Below are 13,736 nucleotides of genomic sequence, written 5' to 3'. Positions count from 1 at the left end.
GCTACTTGTAATCCAGGCTACTCCTACTTAAGCTACTACCATGATGCGTTCACGTAATTAACGTATTGCCGTAGATCAATTTTTTCAATAACGATGCAAAAGAGAACAAAAAATATTTTGTGGGTCATATTGTTTTTTTAAGCCAATCCAATCTTCATATCGTTCTTCAAAATGGTTTTTCCAAAATTGTGTTTTTAGGGATTTCCCTAAATACCCGGACAGATAACGTTTCCCTCCATTAGGTAAAAGGATTGAATCCAAATATTTGATGGTTTGCAAACAGCTGGGAATGAATGCCGTGGGTAGACCAGGATTTAAGATCATTAAAGCAACAATATCATTACTTTTAGGAAGTTGTAAAAAACCTGCCGGATAAACCGGAGCGACAGAGGCAATGTGGACTACAGAAGCATAGTGTATGGGTAAACTATCCAGCAATTCATCTAAACTCTCTAATTGCGAACCAGGTATAAAACACTCATACCAGGGATGTTGTAAGTCCCATTGTCCAGTGACTTTCATCGCGTTAAAGCGTGAATCATGGCGATGTAAATACGAATGAATCGACTCATCTTGGGTATGTATTAAGCGCCAGGGGCGTAATCCTAAATTGCTGAAATCCGGTGCAGAATCATTATATTCTATGGATATATGAATCGCATAAAGCCATTGGGCAAAAGGTAGACGACCTTTTTCTGAGAGTCTTGCACCCTGTATTGCGGGTGTGCAAAAGGACTCAACAAAATCCGCTTTCGTTCTGCATAAATGTAAATCATTAAGCCAGCTTTCCTTATCGAGATAGACCAAAAAAAAGGTCCTGATGAATTTGCAACATGGTCTTAACGCAATGCATGCTTGAGTGATGAGGCCAAAACGTCCTTGTCCACCTAAGCAGGCTTGCATTAGTGAAGATTGGCTGTCTACCTGGATCAGCTCTCCATTTGCCTGGATAATTTTTAATGCGTTTACGTGTGCAGTCACACTTCCATATTTAAATGAAGAAGCGCCTATACCCCCTGCAGAAATCACACCGCCAACAGATAAATTGCAATTATTAGGTACTACATAAGGAATTAAGGATTGTTGCAATGTTTTTTCTAATAGGGTACTCCAGGAAGCATTTGCTTCAACCCATATGGAATGGGAATCTACATCTGCTACGGAGTCAAAGTGTTTCATATTAAGAATTACCCCCCCGGGTACAGCAAGAGATTGTCCAGATTGACTCATTCCATACCCACGCAAAGTCACAGGTAATTTATTTGCATGAGCATGTTGTATTAATAATTGAGCAGACTCCGTTGTTTCCGGTTCAAAGATGGCTACTGGATGAGAGTGAGTGAGCTTACCAAAATCTTCACAAAATGAAGCAAGCGCCTGCTCATCATGGAGCAGCGCTTGCCCTAGTTTTACATTACACTGCTTGATCTGGAATAAATTCCACTTGCTCTTTGTTTGCGGCATCTTGATAATTCCTTTGTTTGGCCAATTCCAGTCTTCGGTTACAAGCTATGATCAACCCATCAAACATAGTATTAAATGCATCATAACAACGATCAATCATTTTTAATGCTTCACGTCGTGTATGGATAGGTACTTGTCTTGAAAACAATGAGCGTTCCCTTTCTTCCTCAAACAAGGCATGTGCCATTTCTACTTCTAGATGTGACGTAGAGAAGTATTTGAGGTTCTTGTCATGCCCTGTTTTTTTCATTTGTTTTGATACTTTTTCAAAGAAAACGTGACCAGATGATTCAATTGTTAATAGAAGGACAATATTTAAAATTTCATCATTTGCTTTATAAACTTCAGCTAAAATAGCGTAAGCAGCATCGCGAGTTAATTGACTTTCTTTGCTATAAAGCCAACTGACATCATTAGTATCACATGTTGGTTCTATATTGACTGCTCCCATATATTTTTTGTCATGCAAAAACCACTTTTCATGGCCAGCATCTTCGAGTCTGTGGTGGCGAGCCACTTTTTTCAAATAAGGATCTCTAACCCGCTCTTCATTTATTCTTAAAATATCTTGGAAAGTCATTGCCCAAAAAGTAAGTTCAGGGACAAAATAGCTTAACTCTTCTAAACTTTTCAATTGTTCCAGTAGTGCAAAAAATGGATGATCCATGAATTCTTGTTGTTTGGAATCAATATAATCTTGTATGATTTTCATAATACATCTCCATGCGAAATAAATTTGTTGGACACTATTACTAATGCATCTTGCATACCAACTTTTTTGTTCTTTATTTCCAAAAAATCATTCAAAAAGGGCTGTTTATATATTATTTTTTACAAATTTTAGCCTGATAAATTGATAAAATGACAAAAAAACACCTCTCCATGTCAAAATTTTGACAAAGAAATCCCCTTGAATTTTCTATTTAATTTAAAAAAATCAACTCATATTTGTCAATTTTTTGTCATATTGTTTCAATTCATTCTCCACTCGACTCCAGTTAATATCTTCAATCTTCTCCACGTTATCACATATTGAATTTAAAAATTGCGTTTGTAATTCTCCACGAGCTTGGGCTTCTGCATAAGGCGTATTAGTAAACATGACCAATACATGTTTTGAAACATAATGCGTTGGATAGCGATGCATCAGTTCCTGCTCCAATTGCTTTTTTAAGTTAAATCGCTTATCTCTAATGTCTGTTTGAATTTCATGGAAATTATCCATAGACATTTGAGCAACCGCATCGGTATTTACTTTTCTGGCTTGATAAAATGCAGGCATTACTTTTTTCCAATCATCTTTATATTGATCTAAAAGATTATTTAAGATACGACAATCTTCAAAGGCACTATTCATACCTTGACCAAAAAAAGGAACGACTCCATGCGCGGCATCTCCTATGAGCAAACATTGATCTTCATAATACCAAGGATCACATTTAATAGTACTCATGTTTCCAGTGGGATGTCTTGTGAACTCTTCCAGCAATTTGGGCATTTCAGGAAATGCATCAGGGAATGATTTTTTAAAAAAAGTATTAATTTTTAATTCACTATCCAATTTGGCGAAACTATTTTTACCCTCACAAGGTAAAAACAAAGAGCCGGTGATTGATTGATTTAGATTTGGATTACCTAATAATAAGAAGGCATCTCTAGGCCATAAATGTAAATGCTCATGAATTAAATGAGTTTGTCTTGGCTCCCCAATAGAGAGCTCTTTATAACCATAAGGTAAATAAGTACGTGATGCTTTAATAACGCCTTTTGCCTTCAATTGTTCGCGAACAGCAGAGTTTGCTCCATCTGCTCCAATTAAACAGGAATAACTTTGCTTTAGGATGGTATCATTTTTTAATTCAAAAATAGCAACTTTTCGTTTTACATCTAATTCAGTTAGCTTCGTATCAAAATGAAAATGAACCGAAGGGAATTTTTCAGCTTCGTTAAGTAATAATTTATTTAATTCATTTCTTTGTATGGCATTGATGTATTCGTCTTGATGTCTGCCAAAGGACTGAAATTTAATTTCACCATTAAGTTCATGAATTGCTCTTGCATGCATTGGAACCATAAGCTTTTCTACTTTAGGTAGGATGCCAACCCCTGCCAGGCCAGTAATGCCACGGCATGAAAGAGCAAGATTAATCGAGCGTCCATCATCCGTTTTCATTGAGCGTATATCGGGTCTTGAATCAAATATTTCAAGCTTGCACCCTCTTTTTGCCAAATATATAGCCAGTAAAGTTCCAGCCAAACCTGAACCAATAATAGTAACTTCCCTCATGCCAATCTCCTTGGGCTAAGCGTAGCCTGGGTATAGTGCAACAAGCCCCAAAATAATATACAGCACAGAACACAGGGGTTGCTGCATTGCTCCTAGGATATGGTTTTATTACAGTTATTTATTTCTATCTCTATAGAAAATACTCACAATAAGTTGTATCTTCATTTTTATAAGCAAAAATCATACCTACTTTGAAAAAAGTAAGAAAATGGGGGAATAATCAAATATGTTGAATAATAAAATTTTTTAGTTCTTCTGCTTTTTGAGGTGTAGTGAAGTAATATCCTTGCGCATAATCGCATCCATGATTGGTGATGAATTCAAGTTGTAACTCTGTTTCCACTCCTTCAGCCAATACTTCCAAGTTCAAACTATGACCCAAGTTGATAATTGCTCGCGTAATTGCGGCATCATTTTCACGATTTACTAATTCATTAATGAAAGATCGATCAATTTTTAATCTATCAACAGGAAATTGTTTTAGGTAAGATAAACTGGAATATCCCGTTCCAAAGTCGTCAATAACAAGCTTTGTCCCCATATCTTTCAGTTCATACATGGTTTCAACAGCATGTTTGACGTTATCAACAAGCAAGCTTTCAGTAAGCTCCAATTCAAGGTACTTGGCAGACAGGCCCGTTTCAAGAAGTGTTTTTTCAATGATTTCAGATAAATGGGATTGACGAAATTGACGACCAGAAATATTTACCGCCATCGTTAAATTGCTATATCCTTGCTGATGCCAACTGACCAATTGTTTGCAAGCCTCTCTTAAAGCCCATAAACCTATCTCCAGAATTAGACCGTTTTCTTCAGCCATACTAATAAACTCAGTTGGAGAAACATCACCTAATATATGGCTATGCCATCGCAGTAATGCTTCAAAACCAATAATTTTATTGGTTGCCAGATTAATAAGGGGTTGGTAAACCAGATGAAATTCATTTCTTTTTAAGGAATCGCGTAAAGCATTATCGAGCTGCATGCGATTAATGATACGCATATTCATTTCTTTATCATAACTACGATAGGTATTGCGACCACTATCTTTTGCATGATACATAGAGAGATCAGCATTTTTCATTAAAGATTCATAATCATCACCATCTTTAGGATAATAACTGATTCCTATACTGCCCGTTATTTTTAAATTGTGTTGATCAATACGAATGGGGTTTGCGATCGATTTTAAAATTTCTTCCGCTTTTTGTTCCGCTTGCTGCTCGGTAGCAATATCGTGTAATAGAATAACAAATTCGTCTCCACCCAAGCGACATACTGTATCAAAATCATTAGTGGCAATGAGTAAACGATTTGAGACCGCTTGTAAGAGTCTATCCCCAAGGCTATGGCCTAAGGTATCATTTGTCATTTTAAAGTGATCTAAATCCAGGAATAAAAAAGCCAGGATAGAGCCTTTTTTTTTGGCTTGTAAAATTGCTTGATCCACACGGTCTATTAATAAAACGCGATTGGGTAATTCCGTAAGCGAGTCATGTGTGGCCTGTTGAATCAATTGTTGTTCCATTTCACGGCGCTGGGTAACATCGTTAAGAATACAGATATAATGTTTGACGTTATCGAAGGAATCTCTAACTGGCGCGACGCTTACTTCAGCCCAAAATACTTCCCCGTTTCGCTTAAAACACTCAATCTCTACGGTTTCCTCACGTAATTCTTTTATGGCAAAATTAAGTCGTTTATGACTTACATGTTCTACCTGGCTACTATGAAGAAAAGAGAGATTTTGTCCTAATATTTGTCTTTCACTATATCCAGTAATCCGTTCAAAAGCCTTATTTACATAAATAATGGGCATATTGGATTTGGATATATCAATGATCGCGACTCCAAGTGTACTGGCCTCAATAGCCCGTTCTCTTATTCGCAGCTCATCTTCTTCCAGCAATTTCTGCGTTATGTCTCTAAAGCTGTACACTCGCCCTACAATTTCAGAACCAATTCGCTGTGGTTTAGTAAATCGCTCAAAAATTCGCCCATCTTTAAAGTGTAAAACTGGAAGTTCTCCTTGCCATTCTGGGTTTTCATAAAGGTACTTTACATCAGCAATGACAGTTTCTGGATTACTTAACTGCTGTAAAATATACTCAAAGCCAATACTTTCTGTTCCTGACTCCAGCATATGAGAAGGAATTCGCCACATTTCTACAAATTTTTGATTCCAGTCCACAACTTGCCCTTGCCCATTGACCATCATGATGCCATCAGCAGTAGACTCAAGAGTAGCTCGCAGCAGAGATAAGGACTTTTCTAATTCTAAATTTTTTTCAAGAATGTCATGGGCTTTAATAGTAATATTTTCTGAAAGTGGCATATTAATAGATCGTTGAAACTCAGGTTGAGTGTGATACCATTTTTCAAGTAACGAAGAAAGGTTGGATGTTGGCGAAATAATTCCTAACTCTTCACATACATTAATAAGTGAAGGGTCTCGACCTTGCTTTTTAACTTTTTCTGCGGCTTTGGCAACTTTTTTATAGTCTATTTCCTGTCTTGCCATAATCCCTCATTCCCTTTACACCATACAAATAAATTGGACGCGGCTTTGTAAGCCCATTCTTTAATAAGTATATACCCTGAATTTAATTTTTGCTGAAGGTAGATTAGGAAAATGCGGAGCCCACAATTCCCGCATTTTGCGGGAATGAAGGAATACGTATTACTTTATTTTTTTTGTAATTGTTGTACCTGGTTGTTTACAGTTTGAATTTGTGTTTGTAATTGGCTTTGGCTTGTTTTTATTTGATTTTGTAATTGGGTGTTCATTGTTTGTATTTGTTGTTGTAAGTCAGCTTGAACTTTTTTAATTTGCGCTTGTAGTTGCGCGTTGAGTTGTTGCATTTGCTGTTGTTGTTGGGTTTGCATTTGTTTCATCTGGTTTTGAATTTGGGTATTAAATTGTGATAGCTCATCAGCAAAAGCGGTATTAATCAAAAAGACAGTACAAAGAAGTGATTTTATTAGAATTTTCATCGTCTTATTCCTTTAGGTGAAAAATTAACAGAGAATCCTACTTTAACCTAATCATCTATGATTGGCTAGATTGATTGCTTAAACTTTTAATGAAATCCACCCAGAAATAAGTATTATTTCAAATACAGTTAGCGATACATTGCTAAATATTGATCAATCATTTGTCTTGAGAGGCTTATGGGCTTTGGTAGTTTAGGTAGTTTTTTTATAGAAAACCATTGCGCATCCTCAATTTCAACCGCATCTATTTGGATCTCACCATAACTGTATTCAGCAATAAACCCCAGCATCAAATTACTTTGAAAAGGCCAAGGTTGCGAGGAAAAATAGCGCAAGTTTTTAATTGTGAGTCCTACCTCTTCCTGTACTTCACGTACAACCGTATGCTCAAGCATTTCTCCTGGCTCCACAAAGCCAGCTAAAACACTGTAAACTCCGGGTAAAAAATGGGGTGATCGTGCAAGTAAGATTTCATCATTTCGCCAAATTAATACCAACATAACCGGAGCAATTTGGGGAAAAATTAATGAATTGCACGCAGGACATATTTTAGCTCGTTCTGTACTGCTTAATTGGGTTTTATGACCACAATATCCACAAAATTGAGTACTTTTGTCCCAATGTAATAATTGTTTTGCACGCGTTATCAATCGAAACAACTCATCATCTTCTAGAATTTCTTGAGATTGGCGAACATGTTGAAATTCCATACCAGGAGGTAAAACTATGGGTTTTTGATTAATCTCTACACAAAAGCAAGGTATAGTACCATAAAGTCCTAAATAAATTTCGCGCTCACTGATGAGATTAAGTTCATTAATAGCAAACAAACGCGGGATAGAGTTATTTTTTAACAGAAGCTCATCCCCATGGAAAATGAACCAAAATGCAGTCTCAGTACATGAAGTGGGAGGATGAAGTTGTGAAGTGAATCGTGTCGTCATAATCAGGGTTTCTACTTTGTACTCTCATGTTAAGTGTATCTACGACTATAAAGGTGGTCAAATCCATTTTTGTCAAAAGATACCCACTATGCATTCTTATTATGTCGAAAAAAGGAGATAAACAATGACATTTAGCAACAATTAGCGATAGAATAATAAGTTAATTTTAAAACTCAGAGAAAAACATGAAAATGTCAAAATCATGCGTCATCTTGAGCTGTTGCATTATTTTATTTTCTATTTCTGCATATAGTACTACTGGGACCGTACCTCAATCAGAATCAGACATAGCACGAATTGCCATGTTGGAAAAGGCATTAGCCCCCCAAAAAGTAGATGAAGTTGCAACTTTATTTGCAAAAGCCAATAAAGATCGCAATGGTGCTGTACAATTTATGTTGTTTTCTAATCCATTAAAAAACAAATATAAGGATCGATGGCCGTATTGGGTTTCTGGTGTTTCCAGTCCATGGATTACTTCTTATACAATAAAAAAAGAAGCACAAAGCAAAAATACCTGGAAATTTAAAATAACCTATCAATGGGCAACTGCCTCTGGTCCATTTCAGCCCTCTTTAGTACAGACCATTGTAGTGGCTCCCGTTCCTAAAAATGCAAGTTCGTCGCAAAAATATTGGATTACTCAATTTAATGAACTTTAAAAAATCTCTTGATCGAAAAATTTTTAGTAACGCTCAATTGGTGTAGAGATACTATAATTATTTCAAGTACTCATTTAAGGAATAAATAATGTTTAGCGGAGAGGATTTAATAAAAGAAGATTTTCAAAGCATTTTATATCGGAACGGACTTTCTGCTAATGAGTTTAAAATCACAATACAGAATGGCTCAAGTTACGATCCAAACCAAATAGTTGGCACACAAGTTTGGATAACTATAGAAAAAAATTCTATAAAAAAAAGATATGGATTATACCGAACTAATTGGCCAGATGATTTTGAAACAGATTTAAAAAATGGTTACTTTAATATTTAGGAAGCAAAACCACATGGCGTGTTATATATTGAAGAAAACCTTGGCATAATAAATACCGTGAAAGAATTAAAGATAAAATTGAGAAATTAACTGTCGTTGCTGTTAACCTATATTCTGTTTCGACTTACATATGTTTTAAACCGGGATACAATAGAGAGATTTCATGGATATTATGAGGGGAGCCTATACTACTTATATCCCGGAGAAACCACCTCTGTGGCGAGTTTTCCTGCCACCTATTTTTTTATCTTTGGTTTGTATTTTAATTAGATACCAAACAAATTTACTTCTTTTCCATACGCTTGTTGAGTTGGTTACTGTATTTATTGGACTGACTGCAATGCTCCTGGCGTCCACAACCACCCAATTCATAAAAAATCAATTCGTGATTTTAATTGCTCTTGCGGCAGGTTGGACCTCTGTCTTGGATGTAGGCCATATTTTAGCTTACAAAGGGATGAATTTGTTACCTCATGGAGGCAATAATCTAAGTACTCAGTTTTGGATATCTGCACGTTTTATTCAAGCGATTACCTTTCTTCTGGCGCTCTATTTTTTTAGACACACTGTAAAAATTTGGATTATTAATCTTTGCTTCTTATTCATCATTTTATTATTTTTTACAGTCATATTTTCAGGTCATTTTCCTACAGTTTATATTGAATATTTTGGTCCCACATGGTTTCAAGCTTATTGCGAATGGGGCGTTATCATTATATTTATAACAGCTTTGATGCTGCTTTGGCACGAAAAAATGATGATGACAAAAGAAACATTATATTATATGTCCTTATGCATCCTAGCATTGATTGTGTCATTATTCATGTTGTCCTATTATAAAAACTCCGAAGATGCGGCATTTTTAATCGGTCATTTGCTAAGGATATTTTCATTCTGGTTTATCTATATTGCTTTGGTAGTGGAATCTGTACGTCGGCCTTTTGCAGCGCTTATACGCACAGCTACTACTTATAACAATATCCCTGATCCTGCTTTTACGGTACAATCGGAAGGTATTATCCTCCAAGCGAACAATGCTGCAGAGAAATCTGCTCATAAAAAAGCTGAAGAATTAGTAGGATCATCATCTCACCTGCTTTTTCATAATAAATCTATAGACCCAAAAGATTGTCCTGTTTGTTGCAAACTTTCTACATCGAGAAATAAATATACCGTAGAGTTTGAGACGGAAAAGGGAGTTTGGTTAGAATGTAGTTTATCGCCTATAAATTCTGATTTATTTCCTAACTCATGGGTACAAGTAGTTAGAAATATTACTTTTCGTAAGGTACTTGAAAAGGAACGAAAAAAATTAATGCATGATTTAGGCGAGCGTGTTAAAGAACTTAGATGTCTATACACCATTTCAAATTTAATTGCTTTAGGTAAATCGAGTAAAGAAGAATTACTAAGAGGCGTCGTTAATGCACTGCCTAAAGCATTTCAATTTCCAGAGTATATGGTTGCAACAATAGAAAGTAACTGGGGTAATTTTAGTTCGGAGCCTAATGCAAAAAAGTTACCCTACCAGCTGGAAAAAGAATTGATAATCGATAATAAGGTGGTTTTAAAAATAAGGGTATTTTATTGTGTGCAGCCCCCAATATTAAGAACTATTTTTTTACCTGAAGAATCTGCTCTTTTAGATTCAGTAACAACACTTTTACAAAATACCCTTAATCGATTTTGTTCAGAACAATAACAACCCGAATACGAAAAATTATTTTAGGTAACGTTTGCTTAATATAGCCTTAATATTTTTGTAGTATTATATTTGATCAGGTGGATGAAATTATAAATTACTTAGAGATATATCAATTATGATTATTGCCCTAGCACTCTTGAAGATACTTATTATGCCTGCATTTTTAAAACTAATAAAAAACTACCGTAATCCCAAAAAAGATAATTATATTCAAAAAGAAGCAAGACCACAGACTATAAATATTTAATTTATAGACGAGCTCATTCTTTATTTAATGAGAGTGAGTCCGATATAAAAAGTAAGAAATTTTTTATATCGGATTCTTTTAAAAAATACCTAATCTTGCTTTATAAGGGATTAACCGTTCAGGCAATCACGCCTCGTTATTGAGGTTCCTTGAGCTTAAACTCCATCAACGTAAACAAACTGTTTGTTTCGTAACTGTTTTTATACGTAAAACCTGCTGGTTCAATTGATTTTTGCCATTCGCCCAAAGTCCGCTGACGCCCCCCCAACAATACCATCATAACGATATCCATTGTTTTATTGGGATGAGGTTGATTGTCATCAGGCATGACTTGTTCCGCAATAAATAAGGTTGCGTGCCTTGGTATTTGTTGTGCACAATTTGTTAATATTTGATTCATTATCCTATCATTAAAATCATGTAAAACACCTTTAAAAATATAAGCATCTGCGCTCGGTATCATCGCAAAAAAGTCCCCTTCTTGGAGGCTGATATTATTGGAAAAATCTGCAGGATTGAGCTGGCCAATAACAGATGGTGTATCAAATAGAGTAACCCTAACATGAGGATGTTTGTTACTGATCGCTTTCACTAAACCACCACGCCCTCCTCCCATATCAATTAGAGTCGAAAAAGCAGAAAAATTAAATACATCCGCAATTGATGCATCATCATAAGTTGAAAGTTTAGCCATTCCTCTATCAAAATTAGCTTGTTTCTCAGGATTTTTACTCAGGTAATGGAAAAAATTATCGCCGTGTTGGATTTCAAATGCCGGCTTTCCTGTTTTAAGACTTGTCCCCAATTGAGAAAAAGCTTGCCACCAACTGTCATCAACCATGCACAATACATCACGGATGGAATGCGGATTGTCATCGCAAAGTACCTTGGATAACTCAGTTAGAGAATAAAGATCATCCTTGTAATGAAACAAATCATAACAACAGAGATACTTTAATACTCTATCCAATAATTCAGGTTTACTTTCCGTTGCTTTTGCAAGTTCATCAATGGTTTTAGGTCCAGATAATAAATAATTCGCAACCCCTAACTGAGCCACTGCATGTAATGCCCGGGACGTTACATACCATCGCGACATAATCGCTAATTGAAGATGAGGTTTTTCCATTTGATAGTGCATTTATCATTCCCTGTTAACAAACCTTATCTATTATTTGTTAATGAACACAAAAAGTTAAGTATTTTCTTTATCAATTAAAATAAAATTTAGTGCGCATGCGCCATTTTGACATAATAAAAAGCGAAACCAGAAAAATATCTTTAGAATAAAATATCAATTTTTCTAATATCATTTATAAAAAAATCAAATTGGCAATAAAATAATCTTGATGGTTAAATATAAGAACAACAAATTATCCGATAATGGGATCACTTAATGATGGTATCTTCAATTGATGACTGGAAAAATAATCCAACTTCATTTTATAAAGAATTAATCACAATAAAAACCAAATTTATATTTGATGGTTTTCCTCATAACCAATTTCCCGTAGGAAATCCTCTGGTAGAAGAGGCATTTAAAACTATTCATAGTCATTTAGATAAACAAAATAAGTTTTATATTCTAAAAAATTTGGAAGAACTTGGCCCCGAAGTATCCGCAGAAATAAAAGAAATCTTAACAACCGTAGATAAACTTAGAAAAGGAAAAAGAGTTCAAAGTGTCAATATCAATGAAAACAAGCATCGTATCGTAAAATTCCCCTATGCAGATACAATAGAATGTGCCTTAAAATACGCAGATCTTTCTGAAAAAATAAATCGTTATAAATTTTATAAAGATCTCTCTAATCAGTATAAAGAAAATGGGAATACCTCATCAGAAGATATTAATAAACTCGATGCGATATTAACAAACCCAAAGTCTTTAACAGAAAAAGTAGATGACTTAATTACATGGGATAAAGCGTATACAAAAGCGAAATTACAACAAGAAAACAAACCTCATGATACATATCATATTAACACGTCAATGAACTTACCTGGATATTTTCAACGGCAATATACCCAATTGGTTAAAGATGACTTAGTAAATAGCGACTCTCCTATAGATGTATTCATTATTCCTTCCTTTGCGCCTTTAGATATAGCATTTTTTGTTAAAACAAGAGTAGCTCCTATTCATGTTATGGGATTAATTGATTTTCCATTTCTATTTGCCGATGGATATAAGCATACTGTTCATGAGTTTGCACTCCACGATTTAAAGCATGCTTGGGATATGGAACTATTTCGAATTAAAAGTATTGCGGAAAAAAATCAAAACCCACAAGATAATCTCAAAGAACAAGAACGAATTGCAAATTATATTTTTTCACGTGTAGAACAACTGCCTAATAAAACGATGCAGGATTGCCTGGAGTTTTTGCTTTTTGAATTAGTACATGAAGAGGGGCATAGTTATAACCTCAAGGATTTAAAAGAAGGCTTAGAAGAGCCGAGCATTTATTGTAATGATTTTCTTGCTCGATTAACCACTCAAAAGTTGAATAGCACTTTTTTTGGTCCATCAGAGACAATAAAATATAGAGATATGACCCCATTTTTTCAACAGGGAAAAAAACTATTACTTGAATTTATAAACGATGCACAAAAAGAATTAAATCTTAATTTACCAACTGTGTCTTATGAAACAAATCATCATGGGTTTTGTGAAATACGTTCGGGTGAAAAGGTAAAAAAGCACGCTGATCGTCAAGACAACACAACAGGACAACGGCTAGTTACTCCTAACATCAGCTTACGTTTAGAAAATACAAAAAAGCCTACAGCATCACCAGAAATTTTGACATCTCAAAAACAGTTAAAAGTGCAACTTCAAATAAAAATAGAGGAACATAAAGACCATATAAATGATAAGCAAGCCAATAAACTACTTGTATAATCACCCAATTTTTTTGGGAGTAAATAAAGAAATTTTGAGGAGCAAGATAGACAAGTATGCCTATCATTGTTTCCTCTCACCTGCATACGATTAATAAAAAATGATTGAATGCTGAAAAAATTTTAGGAATTACATTGTTTAATGGGTAAAAATCGAAAACGAAACCTATGTGGAAAATAGGGAGTATCGCTAAT

General features: G+C 35.0%; 11 protein-coding genes. 4 read left to right on the top strand and 7 right to left on the bottom strand.

Translation table 11 applies throughout. From position 1 onward, the window contains the following. Nucleotides 1-84: 84 nt before the first annotated feature. The 6 genes from EKG34_RS14325 to nudC form a co-directional block, all read right to left on the bottom strand. A complete protein-coding gene (locus EKG34_RS14325) occupies nt 85-1,464 on the bottom strand; it encodes an FAD-binding oxidoreductase (RefSeq protein WP_003634739.1) in 1,380 nt (459 codons plus the stop codon). Continuing rightward, nucleotides 1,415-2,176: a hypothetical protein gene (locus EKG34_RS14320; RefSeq protein WP_080619942.1), complete on the bottom strand. Its 762-nt coding sequence runs from the start codon at nt 2,174-2,176 to the stop codon at nt 1,415-1,417. Before EKG34_RS14320 ends, EKG34_RS14325 begins: the two co-directional genes overlap by 50 nt. 225 nt (nt 2,177-2,401) lie before the next feature. Continuing rightward, nucleotides 2,402-3,751, bottom strand: a complete 1,350-nt coding sequence (locus EKG34_RS14315; RefSeq protein ID WP_003634734.1) for an FAD-dependent oxidoreductase — start codon at nt 3,749-3,751, stop codon at nt 2,402-2,404. 220 nt (nt 3,752-3,971) lie between these two features. Further along, nucleotides 3,972-6,272, bottom strand: coding sequence for a bifunctional diguanylate cyclase/phosphodiesterase (locus tag EKG34_RS14310; RefSeq protein ID WP_012979465.1), 2,301 nt, complete (start codon nt 6,270-6,272; stop codon nt 3,972-3,974). A gap of 164 nt (nt 6,273-6,436) precedes the next feature. After that, complete coding sequence (locus EKG34_RS14305) at nt 6,437-6,745, bottom strand: hypothetical protein (protein ID WP_003634730.1); 309 nt, start codon at nt 6,743-6,745, stop codon at nt 6,437-6,439. A gap of 128 nt (nt 6,746-6,873) precedes the next feature. Beyond that, a complete protein-coding gene (nudC, locus tag EKG34_RS14300) occupies nt 6,874-7,689 on the bottom strand; it encodes an NAD(+) diphosphatase (protein WP_003634728.1) in 816 nt (271 codons plus the stop codon). A gap of 185 nt (nt 7,690-7,874) precedes the next feature. Here nudC and EKG34_RS14295 point away from each other — a divergent pair, with 185 nt between their 5' ends. The 3 genes from EKG34_RS14295 to EKG34_RS14285 all read left to right on the top strand — a co-directional run bounded on the left by EKG34_RS14295 (nt 7,875) and on the right by EKG34_RS14285 (nt 10,387). Further along, the gene (locus tag EKG34_RS14295) at nt 7,875-8,351 is read left to right on the top strand and encodes a hypothetical protein (RefSeq protein ID WP_012979466.1); all 477 of its coding nucleotides are present in this window, start codon (nt 7,875-7,877) and stop codon (nt 8,349-8,351) included. Nucleotides 8,352-8,439: 88 nt separating this feature from the next. Further along, nucleotides 8,440-8,685 carry a hypothetical protein gene (locus EKG34_RS14290; RefSeq protein ID WP_003634725.1) on the top strand — a complete coding sequence of 82 codons (246 nt, stop codon included), beginning with the start codon at nt 8,440-8,442 and terminating at the stop codon, nt 8,683-8,685. A 163-nt stretch (nt 8,686-8,848) separates the two neighbouring features. Beyond that, on the top strand, nt 8,849-10,387 hold the full coding sequence (locus EKG34_RS14285) for an MASE3 domain-containing protein (RefSeq protein WP_003634722.1): 1,539 nt from the start codon (nt 8,849-8,851) through the stop codon (nt 10,385-10,387). Nucleotides 10,388-10,773: 386 nt separating this feature from the next. Here the strand turns inward: EKG34_RS14285 and EKG34_RS14280 are convergent, their stop codons facing one another. After that, the gene (locus EKG34_RS14280; RefSeq protein WP_003634719.1) at nt 10,774-11,778 is read right to left on the bottom strand and encodes a methyltransferase; all 1,005 of its coding nucleotides are present in this window, start codon (nt 11,776-11,778) and stop codon (nt 10,774-10,776) included. Between the two features lie 255 nt (nt 11,779-12,033). Between EKG34_RS14280 and EKG34_RS14275 the strand changes: the two genes are divergently transcribed. Continuing rightward, complete coding sequence (locus tag EKG34_RS14275) at nt 12,034-13,542, top strand: hypothetical protein (RefSeq protein ID WP_012979467.1); 1,509 nt, start codon at nt 12,034-12,036, stop codon at nt 13,540-13,542. The last annotated feature ends 194 nt before the right edge of the window (nt 13,543-13,736 follow it).

This window comes from Legionella longbeachae (genome assembly GCF_004283175.1).
GTDB lineage: Bacteria > Pseudomonadota > Gammaproteobacteria > Legionellales > Legionellaceae > Legionella > Legionella longbeachae.
Note: the sequence above shows the minus strand (reverse complement) of the source record. Positions and strands in the feature narration are given on the sequence as shown.

Coding starts and splice junctions, on each gene's coding strand:
- EKG34_RS14290 (WP_003634725.1), top strand. CDS start 8,440: ATGTTTAGCGGAGAGGATTTAATAAAAGAAGATTTTCAAAGCATTTTA.
- EKG34_RS14280 (WP_003634719.1), bottom strand. CDS start 11,778: ATGCACTATCAAATGGAAAAACCTCATCTTCAATTAGCGATTATGTCG.
- nudC (WP_003634728.1), bottom strand. CDS start 7,689: ATGACGACACGATTCACTTCACAACTTCATCCTCCCACTTCATGTACT.
- EKG34_RS14315 (WP_003634734.1), bottom strand. CDS start 3,751: ATGAGGGAAGTTACTATTATTGGTTCAGGTTTGGCTGGAACTTTACTG.
- EKG34_RS14285 (WP_003634722.1), top strand. CDS start 8,849: ATGGATATTATGAGGGGAGCCTATACTACTTATATCCCGGAGAAACCA.
- EKG34_RS14305 (WP_003634730.1), bottom strand. CDS start 6,745: ATGAAAATTCTAATAAAATCACTTCTTTGTACTGTCTTTTTGATTAAT.
- EKG34_RS14310 (WP_012979465.1), bottom strand. CDS start 6,272: ATGGCAAGACAGGAAATAGACTATAAAAAAGTTGCCAAAGCCGCAGAA.
- EKG34_RS14325 (WP_003634739.1), bottom strand. CDS start 1,464: ATGCCGCAAACAAAGAGCAAGTGGAATTTATTCCAGATCAAGCAGTGT.
- EKG34_RS14295 (WP_012979466.1), top strand. CDS start 7,875: ATGAAAATGTCAAAATCATGCGTCATCTTGAGCTGTTGCATTATTTTA.
- EKG34_RS14320 (WP_080619942.1), bottom strand. CDS start 2,176: ATGAAAATCATACAAGATTATATTGATTCCAAACAACAAGAATTCATG.
- EKG34_RS14275 (WP_012979467.1), top strand. CDS start 12,034: ATGATGGTATCTTCAATTGATGACTGGAAAAATAATCCAACTTCATTT.